The following is a 24,881-nucleotide window of genomic DNA, read 5'->3' on the forward strand; positions in this document are numbered from 1 at the left end:
TCTCCTAAATTTTAAACTTTTTTAGAATAATATCATGATTTAAATATCTTTAATATGCATTAAGAAATAATAATATTTTTTAAAATATTAAAACAGTGTGAAAATTAATGAACTTATTATATTAATTGAGTTATATAAAATTATAATACATTTTTACTATTTTTTTTCTTCTAGGGTGAAATTTTAAATGAAAAAGTATTTTTTAGTAATTCATTTCAGGTCTATAGATGAATAAAAATATCAATATATTAAATATTTCAACATCTAAAATTAATTTGTTAGATTTAAATCGTCAAGATCTAAGATGTTTTCTTATTTCTTTAGGTGCAAAAAATTTTTGTACAGATCAAATCATGAATTGGATTTATAATTATTACTGTAATGATTTTAATAAGATGTTTAATATTAGTAAAAAAATAAGAAATCAATTATATGAAAAATCTCATATATTTGCATCAAAATTTATAGAAGAAAAAGTCTCTTATGATGGTACGATAAAATGGATTACTTCTATTCATAATCAAAAAATTGAGACAGTTTATATTCCTGAAAAAAAACGCTCTACTCTTTGTGTTTCTTCACAAATAGGATGTGCTTTAAAATGTCATTTTTGTGCTACTGGACAAGCAGGTTTTCAACGTAATTTAAAAGTTTCTGAAATTATTGCTCAAGTTTGGCGAGCAAATAAAACATTAAAAGAAAAAAAAATTGCAAATGGTGTTACTAATATAGTCTTTATGGGTATGGGTGAACCTTTATTAAATTTAAATAATGTTGTTTCTGCATTAAAAATAATTTTAGATAAAAATGGTTTTGGTTTATCAAAACGTCGCATTACTTTATCAACTTCAGGAATAGTTCCGGCTTTAGATAAATTAAGACATATGATTGATGTTTCTTTAGCAATTTCTTTACATGCTCCGAATGATTCTATTAGAAATTGTATTATGCCGATTAATAAAAAATATAATATTTCTTCCGTTTTAAATTCGACATTAAAATATTTAAAATATTCTAATGCAAATCGAGGTGGAGTGACAATAGAATACGTTATGTTAGATGGAGTCAATGATTCTAATGAAAATGCTCAACAATTAGCTAGTTTATTGAGTCGAATACCTAGTAAAATTAATTTAATCCCTTGGAATTCTTTTTTAGGTTCATCTTTTTTATCTAGCAGTATGAATCGAATAAATATTTTTGCAAATATTTTAAGAAAAAAAGGATTTACTGCAATGATTAGAAAAAACAGAGGAGACGATATTCATGCTGCATGTGGTCAATTAACTGGTAATATAACTAATCGTTCTAAAAAATAATTTATTTATTATTCCTTCTATTATATATGAATATATAAAAAAAAATTTATGAATAAATATAAAATCATTAACAGAAGAAAATCTGATCGCATCTATATCGGAAAAGTACCTATTGGAAATAACTCTCCTATTTCAGTTCAATCAATGACTAATACCAAAACTATAAATACTTTAGATACTATTAATCAAATTTTAGAATTACAAAAAGTAGGAGTAGATATCGTTCGTATTTCTATACCGACTTTAAAAGCCGCAGAATCATTTAAAGAAATTAAAAAACGAGTTCAAATTCCATTAATTGCAGATATACATTTTGATTATAGGTTAGCCTTAAAAGCTATAGAATATGGAGCAGATTGTTTAAGAATTAATCCTGGAAATATTGGAAATAAAAAAAGAGTATCCGAAATAATTAATTATGCAAAAGATAAAAATATATCTATGCGTATTGGTGTAAATGCAGGATCATTAGAAAAAGATATATTAAAAAAACATAAAACTCCTACTCCAGAAGCTTTAGTAGAATCAGCGATGAGACATATAGAATATTTTGATGCTTTAGATTTTAATCAATTTAAAGTCAGTGTTAAGGCATCTGATGTTTTTTTAGCAGTAGAATCATATCGGATATTAGGAAAAAAAATTACACAACCTTTACATATTGGAATTACAGAAGCGGGAGGTTTAAGAAATGGAACAGTAAAATCTTCTATAGGTATTGCTTTATTATTATTAGAAGGTATTGGAGACACAATACGAATTTCATTAGCTGCAAATCCTATTCAAGAAGTAAAAGTAGGTTATGATATTTTAAAAGTCTTAGGTCTAAGATCAAGAGGAATTAATTTTATTGCTTGTCCTACTTGTTCAAGACAAGAATTTGATGTAATTAATACGGTAAATCAATTAGAAAAAAAATTAGAAGACGTTTCAACTTCTATAGATGTATCAATTATTGGTTGTATTGTGAACGGGATAGGAGAAGCTAAAACAGCAACATTAGGTTTAACAGGAAATTATAAAAAAAGTTCATTTTATGAAGATGGAATACGTCAACAAAAAAAAATCAAAAATGAAAATATTATAGAAATCATGGAAATCAAAATTCGAGAAAAAATAAAAAAGATAGATGAATTAAATAATAAAAAAAACAATATTTAACTATATATTTCAATTAATTTACATGGAATAAAAGAGAAAATAGTGAATAAAGAAATTAAATCAATTAGAGGGATGCATGATTATCTTCCAAAAGAATTAAAAATATGGAATTATATAGAAATTATATTAAAAGAAGTTCTAACGAGTTACTGTTATTTAGAAATTAGATTGCCTATATTAGAAAAAACTGAAATTTTTAAAAGAGCAATTGGTAATGTTACTGATGTAGTAGAAAAAGAAATGTACTCTTTTAACGATCGAAAAGGTAACAGTTTAACCTTGCGTCCAGAAGGCACTGTCGGTTGTGTACGAGCTATCATACAAAATCATTTATTAAATAAAAAAAATAATAAATTTTGGTATTTAGGCCCTATGTTTCGATATGAAAGACCACAAAAGGGGAGATATCGTCAATTTTATCAATTAGGTGCAGAAGTCTTTGGATTTGATACAGAAGATATAGATTTAGAAATTATTATTTTGACAAATCGTTTATGGAAAAGAATTGGTATTGATTCAGATGTAATATTAGAAATTAATTCAATTGGTTCTAAAACAGATCGTTTTCAATATAAAAAAGAACTAGTTTTTTTTCTAAAAAAATACGAACATTTATTAGATGAAGACTGTAAGAGACGATTATATACTAATCCCTTACGTATTTTAGATTCTAAGAATAAAAATGTTCAAAAAATATTAGAAGAAGCTCCCTTACTAAGTAAATATATCAATGTTTCTTCCAGTAACCATTTTCAAAATTTATGTAACATAATGAATTCACATGGAATAAAATATAAATGTAATCCAAATCTAGTACGAGGATTAGATTATTATAATAATACTGTTTTTGAATGGAAAAGTAATCATTTAGGTTCACAAAACACTATTTGTGCAGGAGGTCGATACGACTCGTTAGTGCAAGAAATGGGAGGTCAAAAAACACCCGCTATAGGATTTGCAATAGGCATAGAACGTTTAGTTTTATTAACAAAATCACTAAATATTTTTTCTAAAATCATAGAGAAGATTAATATTTATATTATTTTTATAGGAGATAAAAATAAATACTATGCCGTAAATTTATCTGAAGAAATAAGAGACTTATATCCAAAATTAAAAATATTCATTAATTTTTTAAATCAAAATATTAAAAAAAAAATAAAACATGCTGTAAATTCTTTAGCAAGTATTATTATTTTCATAGGTGATGATGAAATTAAAAAAGGATTTTTTTTAGTTAAAGATTTAAAAAAAGAAAAAGAATATCATCTTTTAAAAAATGAATTAATGATTAAAATTCAAAAAATTTTTAAATAAATTTAATGCTTTTTGTAAAAAAAAACTATTTTTTAAAAATTTAAATAAAACTTAATTTTTAGGTAAAAAATGTTAAATAATAAAATAGATCTTTCAAAATATGATCCAGAGCTATGGCTAGCAATAGAAAAAGAAAAAAAAAGGCAGGAAAATCATATAGAGTTAATTGCATCAGAAAATTATACTAGCCATCATATTATGCATGCACAAGGTTCTCAATTAACTAATAAATATGCAGAAGGTTACCCTGGAAAACGATATTATGGTGGTTGTCAATATATAGATATAATAGAAGAATTAGCAATCAATCGAGCAAAAAAATTATTTGATGCCGATTATGCTAATGTTCAACCGCATTCTGGTTCTCAAGCTAATTTTGCTGTTTACACAGCACTATTAAAACCAGGCGATACAATATTAGGTATGAAGTTATCACATGGAGGTCATTTAACTCACGGATCTCCTGTAAATTTTTCTGGAAAAATATATAATGTTATTTCCTATGGAGTAGATAAAAATGGCGAAATTGATTATGAAGAATTGTTACATTTAACTAAAAAGTATGAACCAAAAATGATTATTGGTGGTTTTTCAGCATATTCAGGTATTTGTGATTGGAAAAAAATGCGTTTTATTGCAGACAAAGTAAATGCTTATTTTATTGTTGATATGGCTCATATTGCTGGTTTAGTAGCAGCTCAAATTTATCCAAATCCAATTCATTATGCACATGTCGTGACTAGTACAACTCATAAAACATTAGCGGGACCTCGAGGTGGACTCATCCTAGCCAAAAACGGAAGTGACACTTTATATAAAAAATTAAATTTATCAGTTTTTCCTGGTGCACAAGGTGGACCACTCATGCATGTAATTGCCGGAAAAGCAATTGCATTTAAAGAAGCTTTAGAACCAGAATTTAAAATATATCAAAAACAAATAGTAAAAAATGCTAAAGTTATGGTGCAAAAATTTCTACAAAAGGGATATACGATAGTATCAGGTAGCACTGATAATCATTTATTTTTAATTGATTTAACTAATAAAAAAATAACAGGAAAAGATGCTGATATTGCTTTAAGTAAAGCAAATATTACTATTAATAAAAATACTATACCCAATGACCCAAGAAATCCTTTTATTACTTCAGGCATACGTATTGGAACACCTGCAATTACTAGAAGAGGATTTAAGGAGAATGAAGTTTCTGAAATATCATCTTGGATATCTAGCATTTTAGAAAACATTCATGATGAACTTAATATCATCAAGATTAAAAATCAAGTATTAGAAATTTGTTCAAAATATCCGGTTTATAATTGATTAAAATATATTAAATATATCCATCTTTGTTAAAAATTATATTAATAATTATAAAAACAATGCTTTTTGAAAAAATATATTTTGAATTTTCATGTAGGTAATTTTATTTTTATTTTTTTAAAATTGATTTTGTTTTTATTTTCTAAATAAGGAATTTCACCTAAAAAGGGAGCTTTAATATAACTTAACAAAGTTTGGATGTAATATATGTTATATTTGTCTTTAGGAATAATATTATTAGCTATCCAGCCTCCACATTTTATTTTTTCTGAAATAATAGCTTTTTCTGTTAATATTGCATGATTAATACAACCTAATTTAATAGCAACAACAATAATAACAGTTAACTTTTCTTCTTTAACCCAATCTGAAAAAGTATCTTTATAAGATAATGGTGTATACCATCCACCAGCACCTTCTATTAAAATCCAATTACTTTTTTTTATAATCATTCTTAAACCTAAAGATAGCTCTTCTTTTTTAACGTGCTTTTTTTGCAGTGCACTTAAGATGTGAGGAGGAGCATTTTCAATGAATGAAATTGGATTAACTTCTTTATAATTTAATACTATAGAACTGCTTTTTTTAAGAATAACTGCATCATCATTTAAAAAACTACATAATTTTTTTTGACATCCAGAAGATACGGGTTTATATCCTGCTGTTTTATATCCAGCTATAGCAGCTTTTTTTAACAAAATACTACTTACAATGGTTTTTCCTACATTAGTATCAGTTCCGGTAATAAAAAATTTTTTAATCATAATTAAATCTTATTTAGCTGACGTGTAATTAAAAGATAGATATTTTATTTAATATAAAGATTAATACTAGTAAAAATGTTTTTGTATGATTATTTTTTTAAAAAATTATTATTGAAAATTATATAAATATCAAAATTCCTCCAAATCGAGTAACTCGATACAAGTTATCATGTATATTTGATAAAATAATAGATAACTATAATATTGAGTTACTCCTAAAAATAAAAAAATTATTCTCATTTAGAATAATTGCCTGATATTTTATTTAAAGAATAAAATATTTTTATAACATAAAATATTGATAAAATATTGATAAAGTATTTTAAAAACTTAAGTGTTTAAGAATTAATTTTTTATATTGTATATTATAATATAGCTGCATTATAGTATTGATCTTTATTAATTTTTGATGAATGAACAATCGTATTATATTTATTGTCTTTTAACATATTTTGTTTTTTGTATTCAGGATATAAATTTAATTTGTTAAATAATTCTAAATCATGTTTTTCTTCTGGATTATCTGTAGTAAGTAATTTGCATCCATAAAAAATAGAATTTGCTCCTGCCATAAAACACATTGCCTGAGTTTGATCATTCATTTCTTGTCGTCCTGCAGACAATCTAATATAAGATTTTGGCATCATAATACGAGCTGCAGCAATGACACGAATAAAATCAAATGATTCTACGTTTTTATTATCTTCCATTGGTGTTCCTGGAATTTTAACTAACATGTTAATAGGAACACTTTCAGGTTGAATAGATAAATTAGATAATTCCATTAATAATTCAATACGATCTTTTATTTTTTCTCCCAAACCTATAATACCTCCAGAACAAATTTTCATACCAGCATTACGAACTACATGTAAAGTATTAAGTCGTTCTTGATATGTACGAGTAGTGATAATACTGCTATAAAAATTCTCCGATGTATCTAAATTATGATTATAAAAATCTAAACCTGCATTTGCTAATTTTTCTGCTTGTGAATTATTTAAAGAACCCAAAGTCATACAGGTTTCCATGCCCATATTTTTTATTTCTTTAATAATTTTTTCTAAATAAGGCATATCTTTTTCTTTTGGGTTTTTCCATGCAGCACCCATACAAAATCGACTAGAACCTGAAGATTTTGCTTTTTTTGCAGCACTAATAATTTTTTCCATTTCTAATAAAGGTTCTTTTTTTAAAGTAGTTTTATATCTAGCACTTTGTGGACAATATTTACAATCTTCTGGACAAGATCCCGTTTTTATCGAAAGTAATGTACTTATTTGTATGGCATTAGGATTAAAGTTTTTCCTATGTTCTGTTTGAGCTTGAAACATAAGATCAAAAAATGGTTTTTTAAAAAGTTCTTGTGTGTTTTCTAGTGTCCATTTTTTTTTCATATTATCTCCAAAAAATTATGATTTTATTTAAGTAAACGTTTATAATTAATTATTTAATATTTTATATATAAATCATCATGAGTCAATCTGATACATTTTTTGATTATAAACATATTTGGCATCCTTATGCTTCTATGATAAATCCTATTCCTTGTTATACTGTTATATCTGCTAAAGGAGTTTATTTAAAATTAAAAAACGGAAAAAATATAATAGATGGTATGTCTTCATGGTGGTCTGCAATACATGGTTATAATCATCCAATTTTAAATAAAGCATTAAAGAAACAGATGAGAAAAATGTCTCATGTAATGTTTGGTGGAATAACACATCCTTCAGCAATTGCACTTTGCAGAAGATTAATTGCATTAACACCAGAAAAATTAGATTGCGTTTTTCTTTCTGATTCAGGTTCAGTTGCAATCGAAGTAGCAATAAAAATGTTAATACAATATTGGCAATCTTTAGGTCAAAAAAGAAAATTATTTTTAACTATTCGTAATGGTTATCATGGTGATACTTTTGCGGCAATGTCAGTTTCAGATCCTGACAATTCTCTTCATAAAATATATAACGATTTATTACCTAAAAACTTATTTGCAGACGCTCCAGTTTCTTCTTTTTATAAAGATTGGAATAACAGTGATGTCATATCTTTCAAAAAAATAATAGAAAAAAACTCTTTAAAAATAGCAGGAGTTATATTAGAACCTATAGTACAAGGTGTGGGCGGAATGAATTTTTATCATCCTACATATTTACAAAAAATAAAAATCTTATGCGATCATTATTCTATTCCAGTAATTTTTGATGAAATCGCAACTGGTTTTGGTCGAACTGGGAAAATATTTGCTTTTGAACATGCTAATGTTGTACCAGACATACTATGTTTGGGAAAATCAATAACAGGTGGCACAATCACTTTAGCTGCAACTTTATCTTCACGTCATATTGCTGATACGATTAGCAAAAGTAAAGCAGGCTGTTTTATGCATGGTCCAACTTACATGGGGAATCCTTTAGCCTGTGCAGTTGCTAATGCTAATATAAAATTATTAAAAACTAATCAATGGAAAATACAAGTATCTAATATCGAAAAACAGTTATTTAAAAATTTATTACCATTAAGAAATCATCCTTATGTAATTGATGTACGTATATTAGGAGCTATTGGTGTAGTTGAGTGTTTATATTCAGTAAATATGTGTTTAATACAAAAATTTTTTGTTGAAAATGGTGTCTGGATCAGACCCTTTAAAAAACTAATTTATATTGTACCACCCTATACTATTAGTTATAATGCATTAAAAAAACTAATTAATGTTATTAAAAAGGCTTTAAATAAGACTGAATTATTTAATTTTAATGCAACTCATGTATAAGTATCCATACAGGTCTTTTTCCGGTATTATAAATATTTAATTTTTTTAATTCACCGCTACTATTAGAAATGCTATATACAACTAATGTATTAGATTTTTCTCCAGCAACTATTAAATGTGTATTATTATCATTTATATGAAATGATCGAGGTTGTTCTTCTGTATAATAACTTTTAAAAAAAATAATTGTATTATTATATTGATTGATATGAAATAATGAAATAATATTTAAAAATCGATCTGCAGCATATAAAAAACGACCACATGATGTTAAATGAATATCAGAAGACCAATAATTTTCTGAAAAATTATTATTTGATATATTAATATTTTGTATATTTTTTACTTTTATTATGTGATTTTTTTGATGTATTTTCCATACGTCTATAGTTCCATTTAGTTCGTTTATAGTATAGATAAAATCTTGATTGGGATGAAAAGCAATATGACGGGGTCCTGATTTTTTTTGTGTATAAAGTATTTTTTGTTCAGTACTTTTTAATATTCCAAATTCTGTCAAATAATACAAATAAATACAATCTTCTTTAAGAGACATGACAAATAATATATTATATTTATAATTTATTTCAGCAGAATGACAACCTTCTATATTATAAATGATTTGAATTGGATTTTGTGGGACACAATATTGATTTAAAGGACTTACACTAATACAATTAGAATGATAAGAGCTAGAAAATAAAAATTCTTTTCTTCGATCAAAAGAAAGATAATTCGATTTTCCTGGGATATTGCTTTCATTTATTTTTTTAAGAAAACCATTTTTGTCTATAGAATACGTAATAATTTTATTATTAGGAAAAATACCAGCATATAATAAATTTTTATTTTTGAGAATTTTTATAGGTTGAACTTGACCATTTGTTTTAATTGTTTGTATTAGATCCATATCTCCATTATTATATAAATTCCATACTTCTATACTTTGACTATCTGAATTTGCAACATAAACAATTTGTCTCATATAATTCCTTTAATATTTTAAATAATTAAAATACATAAATATTTTCAATAATTTTAAGATATGTTGTTATAGAATAAAAGTTAAAAACTATTTTTATGTAAATTTCTTAATAAATTTATAATCCATTTAAGACGTGCATGATCATTTTTAAAATTTAAAACAAATTTTATTTTTATTGGGCTTTTCATTTGCCAAATTTTTGGTTCTTCTTTAAAAATTTTTAGTAGATATTCAATATTTACAGAATTATTATCATTGAACTCTATAAAACCTGTATTTTTATTAGATTTGATATATTTAATACCAATTTTTTGTGCTATCAATCGAATTTTAGAAATTAAAATTAAATTTTTAGAAAAAATAGGTAATTTTCCAAATTGATCAATCAGTTCATATTTTATTTTTTCTATTTCTTTCTCGTTTTTAGCATTAGAAATCTTCTTATAAAAAAATAGTCTTGTATTAATATCTATTATATAGTCATCAGGCAATAAAGATGAGACGTATAATTCAACTTCTGTTGATGTTTTTAATAATTTATTAGTAGATAACATTTTTCCACTTTTTAATAAATCAACAGCGTTTTGTAATAATTCCATATATAAAGATAGACCTATATTTTTGATATGTCCACTTTGTTCTGTACCTAATATCTCACCTACTCCTCTAATTTCAAGATCGTGATTAGACAGAGAAAAACCGCCCCCAAAATTGTCGACCGATGAAATAGCTTCTAATCTTTTTTTTGCATCCGGAGTAATTTTTTTAAAATTATTAATAAGAAATAAAGCATATGCTTGATGATGGGATCTACCAATACGACCACGAAGTTGATGAAGTTGAGATAATCCAAAACGATCAGAATTTTCAATAATAATTGTATTGGCTTTTGGTATGTCAACACCACTTTCAATAATTGTAGTGCAAACCAAGACATTAAATTTATTTTTGTAAAATTCATTCATTACTTTTTTCAAATCAACATTCTTCATTTGTCCATGACCTATTTTAATACTGGCTTCAGGAATCAACATTGACAATCTCTCAGCAATATGTATGATATTTTGAACTCGATTATATATATAATAAATTTGACCACCTCTTGATATTTCGCGTAATATCGTTTTTCTTATTAGTAAAGGGTTGTATTCTTGAATGAAAGTTTTAATTGCTAATCTTTGAGCTGGAGGTTTTGCTATAATAGATAAATCTTTTATACCAGTCATTGCCATATTTAAAGTACGCGGTATAGGTGTAGCTGTCAAAGTGAGTATATCTACGTTAGAATATTTTTTTTTAATAATCTCTTTATGACTTACACCAAATCTATGTTCTTCATCAATAATTAATAATCCAATATCATACCATTCTATTTTTTTAAATAATAATTTATGAGTACCGATTATAATATCAATCTGTCCGTTTTTAGTATTTTGAAAAATTAGATCTTGTTCTTTTTGTGTTTGAAATCTAGATAATATTTTAATAATAACAGGCCAATTAGAAAAACGTATTTTAAAATTTTTATAATGTTGTTGCGCTAATAATGTAGTTGGTACTAAAATAGCTACTTGTTTCTTATTAGATACGGATAAAAAAGATGCTCGCATTGCAATTTCTGTCTTTCCAAAACCTACATCACCACAAATTAAACGATCCATAGGAATTGATTTAGACATATCTCTTATTACAAATTTCATTACTTCATCTTGATCTGATGTTGTCTTAAAAGAACAATCCTTGCAAAAGCAATCGTATTTTTCTTTATCTTTTTTAAATGCAAAACCTTTTCTTGATTTTCTTTTAGCGTAAATATGCAATAATTGTGCAGCATGATCATAAACAGTTTTACTAATTTTATTTTTTTCTTTATTCCAATCCTGACTACCTAATTTATGAAGAGGAGCATTTTCTAGTGATTTTGAAGTATAGGGTGAAACAAGATGTAAATAGGAAACTGGTACATATAATTTGTCTCCTGCTGCATACAAAATAATTAAATATTCAGATTGTGTACTAGCGGTTTCTATAGTAGTTAATCCTTTATATCTTCCTACACCGTGTTCAATATGCATAATTGGATGATTTAAAACTAATTGAGATAAACTACAATATTTATTAATATCAGGTTTTTTTTTTGTATTGGAAATAGATTTATTGTCAACTAATATTGGTAATAAATCTTTTGTACAAATAAATAAAAGATTATTTTTTTTATCTAAAAAACTATTTTCTAATTCTTCTACTATGTAGAAATAATCAAATTTTGCATTAACATCAAGAATGTTTTTTATGAGTTGTGGGTAAATTTTATTTTTTATCAAAAATTTCAAAATTTTTCTTAAAGATTCTTCTTTTTTTAAAGAAAATATTATTTTTCCTGAAAATGAATGTAAATAAGACGATAGCTTATTCATTATTTTTGGATTATTAACATTATAAAATAGATTTAATAATCTTTCGTGTTCCAAATTAATAATTCTTTTATTTTTTACAATTTTTTTTTCTATAATTTTCATGGAAGAGTATTTTATTTAAAGAAAATAATGATAATTTGATTCGACTTGAATAGTATTTTTTGAATTGTAAAATTATGGTGTTTAATCAAATTACATTTGTCTACGATTTTATAAAAATGATTTTTAATAATTTTTTTAAAGTCGTATTTAAAAATAACAACTACTAATGATTTTTTATTAAACTGTCTTTTTAAATTTTTTGCTATAAATATTTTTATGTTTTAGTAAAAATATCTATTTTAATCATAAAACATCATAAAAAATAAATTAAAAATAGTAAACTCAATTTTATTTAAATTAAATTTGATAAAATAGAAGAAATAATAGCGTTATACAATAAAAATATATTATCAAATAAAATTTTTAAATATTTTTTATGTTTTACTTTTTTTGTACATATAATATTAGTATTTAGTATATAATAAAAAGAATAGAGTTAGGAATTAAGAATTTTATTAATATAAATAAAAAAATTTTTTAGTTCCCTTTATTTTAAGTTTATATCCAAAAGATTTAAATAAAATTTTTATAAATTTAAGATTATATCAGAATGTACAAGCCTATATCTTTTTTTATTGCTTTACGTTATTTATGGAACACTCATCTCCCAAATTTTAAAAAAATTATTACAGTTTTATCTATTATGGGTATGAGTATTAGCAGTGCTTCATTAATTATTATAATATCTATAATGAATGGATCTGAAGAAAATTTTAAGAAAAATATTTTATCTTTTATTCCACATTTAATAATAACTAACAAAAATCAATATATTAAAAAATCTGAATTTCCTAAAAATATTTTACAATTAAATAACATTGAAAAAGTTTCTGATTTTATTAGTAAAGAAATTATTGTTAAAAGTCAAAACAATATAGCTATGGCAGAAATAATTGGAATTGATAATACAAATTATTATTATAAAAATAACTATAATACAAAAAATATTTTAGATATACTTAAGGCAGGATATTATAATATAATTATAGGTGAACAATTAGCTAAAAAACTTAATGTTCATATTGGTGATAGACTTAAATTAATTCTTTTATCTAATAAAAACAATTTTTTTTCAGGGAAAATCTTTAATCAATGTACATTTAAAATAGTTAGTTTTTTTTCAACTCAAAATGAAGTTGATTATTATCAAATTTTAATGAATAAAGAAGATAGCTTAGATTTCTTAAATTACTCTAAAAATTATATTACTGGTTGGCGAATATGGTTAAAAAATCCATTATCTCTAGATATTCATCAAATAAAAAAAACAGTTGATAATTTAATTATATTAGATTGGAAAACACAAAAAGGTGAGCTTTTTAAAATGATAAAAATTGAAAAATATATTATGTTATTTTTATTTTTTTTAATTTTTTTAGTTGCTGTTTTAAATATATTTATTATTCTTACTGCACATGTAATAGAAAAAAAAAATACCATTGCAGTTTTAAAAACACAGGGATTATCAGATTGGAAGATTATGTTAATATTTATTATATTTGGTTCAAGCACTGCAATTATTGGAAACATATTAGGTACAATTATTAGTATATTACTAATAATACAAAATAATTTTTTAAAATTTTTTATAAATATTTTTATTGATGAAATTAATATTCCAATAATTGTTATGCCATATCAAGTCTTTTTTATTAATATGATATCCACATTTTTTGCAATTTTTTTAACATTATATCCATCTTGGAATGCTGTTCGATTAAAACCAGCTAGAATTTTATCTAATGAATAATATTATTATAAAATGTATTAATTTAACTAAATCTTATCAAGATGGAGATTTTACTTTTAATATTTTAAAAAATATATCGTTTGAATTGCAGAAAGGAGATATTGTAGGTATCATTGGAAAATCAGGTTCAGGTAAAACTACTTTTTTACATCTACTCGCCGGATTAGATACTCCTACTTCTGGTGACATATTGTTTAATAATAGATTGTTTAGTTCTATGTCATGTAATCAAATATCAAAATTTAGAAATGTTGAATTAGGTTTTATTTATCAATTTCATCATTTAATGTTAGATTTTAACATACTAGAAAATGTCGCAATGCCTCTTTTAATAGATAATAAAAGCAGAAAAGAATCTGAAGAAATAGCATACAAAATGCTTAAAAAAGTTAAATTAGAAGGTAAAACTAAAAAATATCCATCTGAAATTTCCGGAGGAGAAAGACAACGTGTTGCGGTTGCTAGAGCTTTTGTTAATAAACCTTCTCTAATAATCGCAGATGAGCCTACTGGTAATTTAGATAAATACAATACAAATATTATTTTTGATTTAATGTTTCAATTAAACTCTGATTTTAATACTTCTTTCTTAATAGTTACACATGATCCTAATTTAATTAAAAAAATACCTATTTTACTCCAAATGAAAAATGGTCAATTATTTAATTATTAAAATTAATGAAAAAGAAATATTCAATGAATTTTTTGCCTTTTTTAATTGCTAGAAGATTGTATCTTAAACAAAATAAAAACTATACAGTCTTATTAACTTCTATTTTATCTAAGATAGGAATTTCTATTAGTATATTTTCATTAATTATAAGTTTTAGTGCGTTAAACGGATTCCAGGCATTATTAAAAAAAACAATTTCATCAACTCTACCACACGGCATTATTCAATTAACTGATGAATCATTATTAAAATGGCAAGATGTCATAAAAGAACTAAAAATTTTTCCAGGAATTGATTATTCTGAACCTTATATTATCACTAATGGATTATTAGTTATAAAAAACAAAGTAAAACCAATTGAAATTAAAAGTTTTAGTAATATAAATTACTTAAAAAAAAATTTTTCTATTTCATATAATAATGATTTTTTTAAAAAAAAACACTATAATCATGGAATTATTCTTTCATCTTCTTTATCAAAAGATTTATCGATAAAAAAAGGCGACTGGATTAATGTGCTTTTTCTAAAAAATAAAGATAACAATCTTAGTTATCCAATCCAAAAATTTTCTTTAAAGATTATAGATATATTTCAAGCAAACGGGATATTAGATTCTAATATAGGATATGTTCCTTTTAGTTTTTTTAAAAAATTTTTTCATATAGAAAATCACATCAATACAATTGAATTACATATATCTGATCCGTTTGACGCAGATAAAATCATTTTAAATATTGCAAAAAAAATTAATATACCCTTTTTGGCATATACATGGACTAACAGTTATAAATATATATATCATGATATTAAGAAGATTAAAGTAATAGTATATTTAAGTATTTCATTACTAGTGATTATTTCATGCTTTAGTATTGCATCTATTTCTTTAATGACTATATCTAAGAAAACTCAAGAAATTGCAATTTTACGTAGTATAGGCGCTAATAATATTCTTATTCAATTAATTTTTTTATATTATGGATTACGCACTATCATCGTAGGTAACTTAATTGGTTTATTCTTAGGAATAATAACAATCTTAAATTCTAAGAGAATTATGTTATTTTTAGAAAAAAAATTTCAAGATAACATGTTATTAGATAATTTTTATTATCATTGTTTTTTTTTATTAAAAATAAATTTATCAGATGTAATAATTATATTCATAAGTACAACAATTATAGGAATCATAACAAATTGGTATCCAGTACGTTATGCATCAAAAATTAATCCTAGTAAAATATTAAGAGAATATTAATAAAAATATCTTTTAAAAAAACTTATTTTTTAATGAAAAAAAATAAAAAATATATATCTATTAAAAACACACATCTCATTATGAAAATAATTTTTTAAAATGGTGAAAATATGACTATTAAAGTAGGTATTAATGGATTTGGTCGTATTGGACGAGTATTATTTAGACTTGCTCAGAAACGTTCAGATATTGAAATTATAGCTATTAATGATTTATTAACTCCTGAATATATAGCTTATATGTTAAAATATGATTCGACACATGGTACTTTTAAAAAAAGTATTAAAGTTGATAAGGAAAATATTATTGTTGATGGAAAAAAAATTCGTATTACTTCAATAAAAGACCCTGAAAAATTAATGTGGGATGATGTATCCATTGATGTAGTAATTGAATCAACAGGTCTTTTTTTAACAAAAGAACAAGCTTATAAACATATTTTATCTGGTGCAAAAAAAGTAGTTGTTACAGGGCCCTCAAAAGATAATATTCCAATGTTTGTAAGAGGTGCAAACTTTCATAAATACAAAGGAGAAAATATTGTATCGAACGCATCATGTACTACTAATTGTTTAGCTCCTTTATCTAAAGTAATAGATGATAATTTTGGTATAATTGAAGGTTTGATGACAACTGTACATGCTAGTACAGCTACGCAAAAAATTGTCGATGGTGCTTCTAATAAAGATTGGAGAGGAGGTCGCGGTGCACTGCAAAATATTATTCCATCTTCCACTGGAGCAGCTATTGCTGTAGGAAAGGTCTTACCAAACTTAAATGGTAAACTAACTGGTATAGCATTTCGGGTACCGGTATCAAATATATCTGTAGTTGATTTAACAGTCCGTTATAAAAAATCAGCTACATATGCAGAAATATGTCAAAAAATTCAACAAGCTTCTCAAGAAGAAATGAAGGGAATTTTAGGATATACTGAAGACGAAGTTGTTTCTGCAGATTTTAATGGAGAAGAATTAACTTCTATTTTTGATGCTAAAGCAGGCGTATCTTTAAATAAAAATTTTGTGAAATTAATTGCTTGGTACGATAATGAAACAGGTTATTCAAGTAAAGTTCTTGACTTGGTATCTCTAATATCTAGAAAATAGATATAAAATATAATTATAGTAGTAACTTTAAAAAATGTAGTATTTATATTGCTATTAAAATAATGATCGATGTATTTTTATTTTTTTGTATATAGCAGTATTAAGGCTGTACTTAATACTGCTTTTTATATTTTTAAAATATTTTTTATCATAATTTTTAATTACATGAAATAATTTTTATTTTCTTCTAATTAAAAATTCGTGTCTTTTTTTTCAGTTAATAGTAATTACTTTATTTTTTATTTTCAAAAGAATAATTGATATGATAGAGAACTTTTTAATATACTATTTATAAAGTTGATCATTGCTTTTTAAAAAAAATATTAAAAAATAATTAAATATAATTAAATTATTATATTTCATATGTAATTTTTATAAAAAATGAGTGAAATTATTAAAATATAATCTATTTTTTAATAGATAATACAAAAAGATTTTTCTATTATGTTTTTTTATAAGATTTTATAATTGACTACTTTTTTTATATAAAAAAATATAAATATTTTTGCATAAGTATATTTTTTAAAATAAAATCTATACAACTATTAAACTGTTATTAAATGAAATACTATTACTGTATATTTTAGATATTAGTATATTAATGATATTTACATTATTTATTTTTAGAATGTAAGTTTATAACTTTAAGAATATACTTTGATATTTTATTTAAATGAAATAAGGTTTAATTTTTTTCACCCATTTTTTTATTCTATATTCAGTTTTTTCTGCTTGTCTGTCTTCATCTAAAATTAATCCAACAAAATATTCTTTATCTAATAAAGCTTTGGATCTTTCAAAAAAATATTCCTTTGTAGACCATTTACCAACTATATTTGCTTTATTTTTTTTTAAAATATCATAAATTACACCTACTGCATCACAAAAATATTCACTGTAATCCTCTTGATCTCCACATCCAAATAATGCCACAGTTTTATTTAAAAAATTAATCTTTTTTAAAGTTGGCAAAAAATCATCCCAATCACATTGAACTTCACCATAGTACCAAGTAGGTACTCCTAATATTAAAAAATTAAAATCTTCAATGTCTTTTTGAGAAGCATTACTAATATCGTATAAAACAGAAATATCATTACCTATATGTTGTTGAAGTAATTTAGCTATTTTTTCTGTATTTCCAGTATCACTTCCAAAAAAAATACCTACTTTTTTCATTTTCGTCTCCTGTAATAAAATATCTTTTTAATATCAATATATGATATTGTATTTATATTGAATATATAAAATAAAAATTGCATTCTTATATAATTTTATAGAAAAAGACAACGTTGTTATTGTAATATTATTTTTTTAAAAAATTCATACTTAAAAATTAAAAAATTAGTATTAAAGATTTTTTTAATTAAAAAATTGTTGCTCGATTTTTTTTGATTTTATCTATATTATAGTGAAATTATAAATGTATTTAGAAAGATAATAATTATTAAAAGATAAAAATATTTTTTAAAATTATAAAAAATTTTATAATATTATGTAGAATAAAAAAAATATTTCTTCTTTTAAAAAGTCATGGATACTTATTTATATATTCATGAAAAAATTAATTAATATATAGAATAGTTATATAAAATTTTACATAAAAAAATAGTACATATTTATAATATGTTTTTCTAATTTATTTATTTATTAAATATAAATATTATGCAAAAAAATTTAATTTGGTTCCGTAATGATCTTCGTTTATATGATAATACAGCTTTACATCAAGCATGTAAATCTAATGAAGATAAAGTAATAGGTTTGTTTATTGCTACTCCTGAGCAATGGAATAATCACTATATGTCTGAAAAAAAATTATCTTTCGTTTATCATCATTTGATTTCTTTACAAAAAGAATTATTTAAATTGAATATTATTTTATATTATCATGAATCTACTAATTTTTTAAATTCTATAGAATATCTTATTTTTTTTTGCGAAAAACATAAAGTAAATAATCTATTTTATAATTATCAATATGAAATAAATGAACGTAATCGAGATTATTTAGTAAAAAAAAAATTATCTCAAAAAGGATTTATTATAAAAGGTTTTCACGATAATCTTTTATTTTCTAATACAAAAATTAAAAACAAGCAAAATGAAACATATAAAGTTTTTACTTTTTTTAAAAAAAAAGTTATTCAGAATTTACATAATAATATACCAGAATGCTTTCCTGTCCCTTTAAAAAGAAAACCTGATAGAGATATTTTTTTAAATCCTATTTTCCTTAAAAATTTAACTTTTAATTTTAATAGAAACATTTTCCCTATTGGAGAAAAAAAAGCTATTGATCGTTTAAAAAATTTTTGTATACATAAAATTCATGATTATTCATTCAAACGAAATTTTCCTTTTTTAAATAGTACTAGCATGTTATCTCCATATTTGTCTGCAGGAATAATATCATCTCGACATTGTCTTATGATGCTTTTAAAAACAAAAAATAATTTTTCATTAAATGCTCTTGTTACTTCTTCTTGGTTCAATCAAATATTATGGCGTGAATTCTATTATCATTTATTAATTGGATTTCCAAGAATTAGTAAATATGAATCATTAGTGACATGGGAAAAAAAAATCATCTGGATGAATAATACAGAACATTTTAATGCTTGGAAAAAAGGAAATACAGGTTTTCCTATAATAGATGCTGGAATGAGACAATTAAATAAATTAGGATGGATGCATAATCGATTAAGAATGATTGTATCTAGTTTTTTAGTAAAAAACCTTTTAATTGATTGGAGACAAGGCGAAAAATATTTCATGTCACATTTAATTGATGGAGATTTAGCACTAAATAATGGAGGATGGCAATGGTCAGCATCAGTAGGATGTGATTCTGTGCCCTACATACGAGTTTTCAATCCATTGAATCAATCAAAAACTTTTGATATATCAGGTGCTTTTATAAAGAAATTTATTCCAGAATTAAAAAATATACCTAATCATTATATTCATCAACCACACATATGGTCAAAGGAACAAAATTTCAAGCTGGATTATCCCGCTCCTATTATAAATTATAGCGATAGTAGAAAAAAATCTTTGTTAATATTTAATCAAGCACGATTAAAACTTTAAAAAAATAGGTTTAAAAATTTATGAATAATTTTTTTTTAGAAGATATTATTAATAAAAAATTATCATCTAATCAACATAACGATATAGTTCCTAATGGTTTACAGATTGAAGGAACAAAAACAGTAAATAAAATTATTACTGGAGTTACTGCTTGTCAAGCTTTATTAGACAAAGCATTATTTTATAATGCTGATACTATAATAGTTCATCATGGTTATTTTTGGAAAAATGAATCAAGATATATACATAACATGCAAAGGAAACGATTAAAAACCATACTTTCTAATAATATTAACTTATACAGCTGGCATCTACCTTTAGATATTCATCCAGAATTAGGTAATAATGCTCAAATAGCAAAAAAATTAGATATTTGTACTCGGGGTAATATTTTACCATATGTTTTTTGGGGCACGATAAAAAATCCAATGAACGGTTTTGAATTTGCAAAAAAAATAGAAAAAAAATTTAAAAAATGTCCTATACATCTACATGAAAATGCTCCATTGTATATTAATCGTATTGCTTGGTGTAGCGGTAGAGGACAAAGCTTTATTAAACAAGCATGCAAATTTGGAATCGATGCATTTTTAACAGGTGAAATTTCAGAAGAAACTACTCATATTGCTAGAGAATTGGGTGTCCATTTTTTTTCTTTAGGACATCATGCTACTGAAAAAGATGGTATTAAGTCTTTAGGTAAATGGCTAAATAAAAAATATAATTTATGTGTTGATTTTATTGATATCCATAATCCTGCATAATGTTATTAAATTAAAAATTCAATTATAGAAAAAAATTATCAATTAATTTTTATTTTTTAAAAATTAATTTAATATTTTTCTTATTTAAAAGAATATTATGAACAAAAATAAAATAGAATACTGGTTAAATTCCTCTTGGTTATCTAGAGAAAACCTAGATTATATAGAAAAAATATACAAAAATTTTTTAATAGATGCTCAATCTGTAGATACTACTTGGCATAAAGCATTTTTAGAGCTTTCTAAGGGAAAAAAAAATAAATATTCACTCATTGATAAAATCAATTATATTATTAATTCATTTCGTCTACAAGGTTATAAAGCAGCTTTAATTGATCCACTACAATTAACAAAACAAAAAAATATTCAAGATTTAAATTTATCATCTTATAGTTTTACACAAGATGAAATAAAAGAGAATATTAAAATAAATTTTAAAAATTGTATTAATTTTAAAACTAATATTGTCAGTTTACATAAAATATTATCTGAAAAATATTGTGGTTCTATTGGTTTTGAATATATGTACATAGATGATATCTTAGAAAAAACATGGATTACAAATTATATAGAATCTTTTTTTAATGAAAATTTATTAACTAAAAAGGAAAAAGTAAATTTTTTAAAAGAAATAACTTATGCTGAAACTTTAGAAAAATACATTGGAAAAAGATTCCCTGGTGCGAAGCGTTTTTCTTTAGAAGGAGCAGAAACATTAATTCCTATGTTGCATGAAGTAATAAGATTTTCGAAAAAAAGCAACATATCTAAAATCATATTAGGAATGGCTCATCGAGGCAGGTTAAATGTACTTGTCAATGTTTTAAACAAAAGTCCAAAAATTTTATTTGATGAATTTTCTGGTTTAAATTCATTTAAAAAAATAAGTGGTGATGTTAAATATCATATGGGAGGAACTTCTGAAATAAAACATGAAAAAAAAATAATTCTTAATTTAGCATGTAATCCATCTCATTTGGAAATAATTAATCCTGTTGTATCTGGAATAGCTCGATCTTATATTGATGAAATAAAAAAAATAGACAGCGAAATTTTACCTATCAGTATTCACGGTGATGCTTCTGTAATTGGTCAAGGTGTAGTACAAGAAACATTAAATATGTCTCAAACAGAAGCTTATAAAGTAGGAGGAACTATTCATATTGTTGTTAATAATCAAATTGGATTTACTACTTCTGATCCTAAAAATCTTCGTTCAAGTCAATATTCTACTGATATTGCAAAAATAATTCAAGCACCTATATTTCATGTTAATACCGATAATATAGAAGCATCTATTTTTACTATCCAATTAGCTCTTAATTTCAGAAGAAAATTTAAAAAAGATGTCTTTATAGACTTAGTTTGTTATAGACGTCATGGACATAATGAAGTAGACGAGCCATCTGTTACGCAACCGTTAATGTATCAAAAAATAAAAAATCATCCTACTGTAAGAAAAATATATTCTGACTTTTTGATATCTCAAAAAATAATTACATCTAAAAAAAATCAAGAAATTATAGATCAATATTCTTGCAAATTAGAAACAGGTCAATGTATTTTTTCAAGATCTAAAGAAATATATTTTAAAGATGATATAATTTTTAAAGAAATAAAAACAAAAAAAATAATCAAAAATATAAATTTTTCTAGTTTACAAAATTTAGCTTGTTCAATTAATAGCATCCCTGATTCAATTAAAATGCATCATCGAGTTAAAAAAATTTATCAAGAACGATTAAAAATGGCTCAAGGATTAAAATTATTTGATTGGGGTGCAGCTGAAACATTAGCTTATGCTACAATCATTAATGAAGGAATTTCTTGTCGTATTTCTGGAGAAGATGCAAGTAGGGGTACTTTTTTTCATCGTCATGCTATTATTCACAATCAAATAGATGGTTCTATTTACATACCTTTGAACAATATAAGATCAAAACAAGGAAAATTTCAAATTTGGGATTCTGTGTTATCAGAAGAAGCAGTTTTAGCTTTTGAATATGGATATTCTTTATTTCCATCGAACACTCTTACTATTTGGGAAGCTCAATTTGGAGATTTTGTTAATGGTGCTCAAATAGTTATTGATCAATTTATAAGTTCTGGTGAACAAAAATGGAATCAAAAATCTAATTTAGTTCTTTTTTTACCTCATGGTTATGAAGGACAGGGACCTGAGCATTCGTCTTCTAGAATCGAACGATTTCTTCAACTTTGTGCAGAAAAAAATATGCAAATATGCATGCCAACTACATCATCACAAATATTTCATATTTTACGAAAACAAATATTAAATGAAGTTTATACACCACTAATTATTTTCACCCCAAAATCTCTTTTAAGAAATGCTATGGCAGGATCTTCTTTAAATACTCTTGCAGATGGTAAATTTCAAAAAATAATAGATGAAGTAGATAATATTAATAAAAAAGAAAAACGTCTTATTTTTTGTACTGGAAAAATATATTATGATTTATTACAAAATCGTCGTGAAAAAAAAATTGATTCTATTCTTTTAATTCGTATTGAACAGTTATATCCTTTTCCTAAAAATGAAATAGTAAAAATACTAAAAAATTATTTTTACGTAACAGATTATATATGGTGTCAAGAAGAACCTTATAACCAAGGTGCGTGGTTTTATATAAAAGATTATCTAAATGATATATTGCCGTTAAATACTTCATTGAAATATATTGGTCGTAAATCTTCAGCTTCACCTGCAGTTGGTTGCATTTCCATTCATAAAGAACAGCAACAAAAAATAATTCAAAATGCATTAAACATCAATTCAATAATAGGATAAAGAATGAAAAAAATAAATATTCTTGTTCCAGATTTACCGGAATCGGTTAGTGATGCAACAGTTGTAAAATGGCATAAAAAAATAGGAGATACAGTTAATCGTGATGATAATATAGTTGATATTGAAACAGATAAAGTTACATTAGAAGTATCCTCTCCATGCGATGGAATATTAAAATTAATTTTAGAAGAAGAAGGGAAAATAGTTAAGTCTCGACAAATACTCGGTGAAATAAAAAATGTAAATATTATTAATAATAATATTTTAGAAGAAGAAAATAACTCATTAAATAGAATAAATAATTCTACAAATAAAGAAGAGCAAGAATATCTTTTAGAAAAAAAAGAGAAATATCTTACTCCATCTCTAAGACGATTAATTAAAATAGACAAAAATAATACAACTAATCTTGAAAAGATTGTAAAAACACAAGAAAACATATCGAATAATAACTTATTAAATTCTAATACTTTAAATCTTAATGAGGATAACCAAAAAGAAAATAAAAAATTTGAAAATAGAGTTAAAATGACTCGCTTACGACAAAGAATTGCAGAACGATTACTAGATAGTAAAAATAATACAGCTATGCTAACAACATTTAATGAAGTAAATATGCGCGAAATAATACTTTTAAGAAAAAAGTATGGCCAAGATTTTGAAAAAAAATATGGTATTAGAATTGGTTTTATGTCTTTTTTTGTAAAAGCAGTAATTCAGGGTTTGAAGAATTTTCCAGAAATAAATGCATATATAGATAAAACAGATATAGTTTTTTATAAGAATTTTGATATAAGTATTGCTATTTCAACACCTAGAGGATTGATAACACCAGTCTTAAGAAATGCTGATAAAATGTCCATGTCAGAAATAGAAAAAAAAATAAAGGAATTTTCTGATAAAAGTATTCAAAATAAAATTAATATTAAAGAATTAATCGGTGGAAATTTTACTATCACGAATGGGGGTGTTTTTGGTTCTTTGATATCTACACCTATTATCAATCCTCCTCAAACAGCTATATTAGGTATGCATATGATTCAAGAACGGCCAGTAGCTGTTAATGGAGAAATTAAAATTCTTCCTATGATGTACCTAGCATTATCTTATGATCATCGTTTAATAGATGGAAAAGAATCTGTAGGTTTTTTAGTGAATATAAAAAATACATTAGAAGATTTTACTCGTATTTTAATTGATATTTAAAGTTATTTTTTATACTTTAATATTTTATATTTTAAAACACAATAATTAAAT

18 protein-coding genes are annotated in these 24,881 nt (G+C 24.0%); 13 read left to right on the top strand and 5 right to left on the bottom strand.

Going from position 1 to position 24,881, the window contains the following annotated elements; all coding sequences use genetic code 11:
* Positions 1 to 227: 227 nt before the first annotated feature.
* The 4 genes from BAKON_RS01450 (at position 228) to glyA (ending at position 5,120) form a co-directional block, all read left to right on the top strand.
* Positions 228 to 1,319, top strand: a complete 1,092-nt coding sequence (locus BAKON_RS01450; RefSeq protein WP_014499438.1) for a bifunctional tRNA (adenosine(37)-C2)-methyltransferase TrmG/ribosomal RNA large subunit methyltransferase RlmN — start codon at positions 228 to 230, stop codon at positions 1,317 to 1,319.
* A 48-nt stretch (positions 1,320 to 1,367) separates the two neighbouring features.
* Positions 1,368 to 2,480, top strand: coding sequence for a flavodoxin-dependent (E)-4-hydroxy-3-methylbut-2-enyl-diphosphate synthase (gene ispG / locus BAKON_RS01455; protein WP_014499439.1), 1,113 nt, complete (start codon positions 1,368 to 1,370; stop codon positions 2,478 to 2,480).
* A 72-nt stretch (positions 2,481 to 2,552) separates the two neighbouring features.
* A complete protein-coding gene (gene hisS / locus BAKON_RS01460) occupies positions 2,553 to 3,797 on the top strand; it encodes a histidine--tRNA ligase (protein WP_430393314.1) in 1,245 nt (414 codons plus the stop codon).
* A gap of 69 nt (positions 3,798 to 3,866) precedes the next feature.
* Positions 3,867 to 5,120, top strand: coding sequence for a serine hydroxymethyltransferase (gene glyA / locus BAKON_RS01465; RefSeq protein WP_014499441.1), 1,254 nt, complete (start codon positions 3,867 to 3,869; stop codon positions 5,118 to 5,120).
* An 89-nt stretch (positions 5,121 to 5,209) separates the two neighbouring features.
* On the opposite strand, the gene bioD is transcribed toward glyA, so the two are convergent.
* On the bottom strand, positions 5,210 to 5,884 hold the full coding sequence (bioD, locus tag BAKON_RS01470) for a dethiobiotin synthase (protein WP_014499442.1): 675 nt from the start codon (positions 5,882 to 5,884) through the stop codon (positions 5,210 to 5,212).
* A 365-nt stretch (positions 5,885 to 6,249) separates the two neighbouring features.
* Entirely contained in the window at positions 6,250 to 7,281 is a 1,032-nt protein-coding gene (gene bioB / locus BAKON_RS01475; RefSeq protein ID WP_014499443.1) for a biotin synthase BioB, read from the bottom strand.
* A gap of 77 nt (positions 7,282 to 7,358) precedes the next feature.
* Between bioB and bioA the strand changes: the two genes are divergently transcribed.
* On the top strand, positions 7,359 to 8,663 hold the full coding sequence (bioA, locus tag BAKON_RS01480) for an adenosylmethionine--8-amino-7-oxononanoate transaminase (protein ID WP_014499444.1): 1,305 nt from the start codon (positions 7,359 to 7,361) through the stop codon (positions 8,661 to 8,663).
* Here the strand turns inward: bioA and pgl are convergent.
* Both pgl and mfd read right to left on the bottom strand, forming a co-directional pair.
* Positions 8,644 to 9,648, bottom strand: a complete 1,005-nt coding sequence (pgl, locus tag BAKON_RS01485) for a 6-phosphogluconolactonase (RefSeq protein ID WP_014499445.1) — start codon at positions 9,646 to 9,648, stop codon at positions 8,644 to 8,646. The two genes, bioA and pgl, sit on opposite strands and share 20 nt — an antisense overlap.
* A gap of 80 nt (positions 9,649 to 9,728) precedes the next feature.
* Positions 9,729 to 12,167: a transcription-repair coupling factor gene (mfd, locus tag BAKON_RS01490; protein ID WP_014499446.1), complete on the bottom strand. Its 2,439-nt coding sequence runs from the start codon at positions 12,165 to 12,167 to the stop codon at positions 9,729 to 9,731.
* Between the two features lie 550 nt (positions 12,168 to 12,717).
* Between mfd and BAKON_RS01495 the strand changes: the two genes are divergently transcribed.
* The 4 genes from BAKON_RS01495 (at position 12,718) to gap (ending at position 16,958) form a co-directional block, all read left to right on the top strand.
* Positions 12,718 to 13,917 (top strand): lipoprotein-releasing ABC transporter permease subunit, encoded by a 1,200-nt coding sequence (locus BAKON_RS01495; protein WP_014499447.1) that lies wholly within the window; start codon positions 12,718 to 12,720, stop codon positions 13,915 to 13,917.
* Positions 13,910 to 14,590 (top strand): lipoprotein-releasing ABC transporter ATP-binding protein LolD, encoded by a 681-nt coding sequence (gene lolD / locus BAKON_RS01500; RefSeq protein ID WP_014499448.1) that lies wholly within the window; start codon positions 13,910 to 13,912, stop codon positions 14,588 to 14,590. The genes BAKON_RS01495 and lolD overlap by 8 nt, the downstream gene beginning before the upstream one ends.
* A 23-nt stretch (positions 14,591 to 14,613) precedes the next feature.
* Complete coding sequence (locus BAKON_RS01505; protein WP_014499449.1) at positions 14,614 to 15,849, top strand: FtsX-like permease family protein; 1,236 nt, start codon at positions 14,614 to 14,616, stop codon at positions 15,847 to 15,849.
* Between the two features lie 110 nt (positions 15,850 to 15,959).
* The gene (gap, locus tag BAKON_RS01510) at positions 15,960 to 16,958 is read left to right on the top strand and encodes a type I glyceraldehyde-3-phosphate dehydrogenase (RefSeq protein ID WP_014499450.1); all 999 of its coding nucleotides are present in this window, start codon (positions 15,960 to 15,962) and stop codon (positions 16,956 to 16,958) included.
* A gap of 669 nt (positions 16,959 to 17,627) precedes the next feature.
* Here gap and fldA read toward each other — a convergent pair.
* Positions 17,628 to 18,137 (bottom strand): flavodoxin FldA, encoded by a 510-nt coding sequence (gene fldA, locus BAKON_RS01515; RefSeq protein ID WP_014499451.1) that lies wholly within the window; start codon positions 18,135 to 18,137, stop codon positions 17,628 to 17,630.
* Between the two features lie 486 nt (positions 18,138 to 18,623).
* Between fldA and phrB the strand changes: the two genes are divergently transcribed.
* From phrB to sucB, 4 genes are all read left to right on the top strand, one after another.
* Positions 18,624 to 20,051, top strand: a complete 1,428-nt coding sequence (gene phrB / locus BAKON_RS01520; protein ID WP_014499452.1) for a deoxyribodipyrimidine photo-lyase — start codon at positions 18,624 to 18,626, stop codon at positions 20,049 to 20,051.
* A gap of 20 nt (positions 20,052 to 20,071) precedes the next feature.
* Entirely contained in the window at positions 20,072 to 20,815 is a 744-nt protein-coding gene (locus BAKON_RS01525) for a Nif3-like dinuclear metal center hexameric protein (RefSeq protein ID WP_014499453.1), read from the top strand.
* A 97-nt stretch (positions 20,816 to 20,912) separates the two neighbouring features.
* Positions 20,913 to 23,624, top strand: coding sequence for a 2-oxoglutarate dehydrogenase E1 component (locus tag BAKON_RS01530; protein WP_014499454.1), 2,712 nt, complete (start codon positions 20,913 to 20,915; stop codon positions 23,622 to 23,624).
* Between the two features lie 3 nt (positions 23,625 to 23,627).
* Positions 23,628 to 24,830 carry a dihydrolipoyllysine-residue succinyltransferase gene (gene sucB, locus BAKON_RS01535; RefSeq protein ID WP_014499455.1) on the top strand — a complete coding sequence of 401 codons (1,203 nt, stop codon included), beginning with the start codon at positions 23,628 to 23,630 and terminating at the stop codon, positions 24,828 to 24,830.
* The last annotated feature ends 51 nt before the right edge of the window (positions 24,831 to 24,881 follow it).

Origin of the sequence: Buchnera aphidicola str. Ak (Acyrthosiphon kondoi), from assembly GCF_000225445.1 — a bacterium.
In the GTDB taxonomy this organism is placed as follows: domain Bacteria; phylum Pseudomonadota; class Gammaproteobacteria; order Enterobacterales; family Enterobacteriaceae; genus Buchnera; species Buchnera aphidicola_A.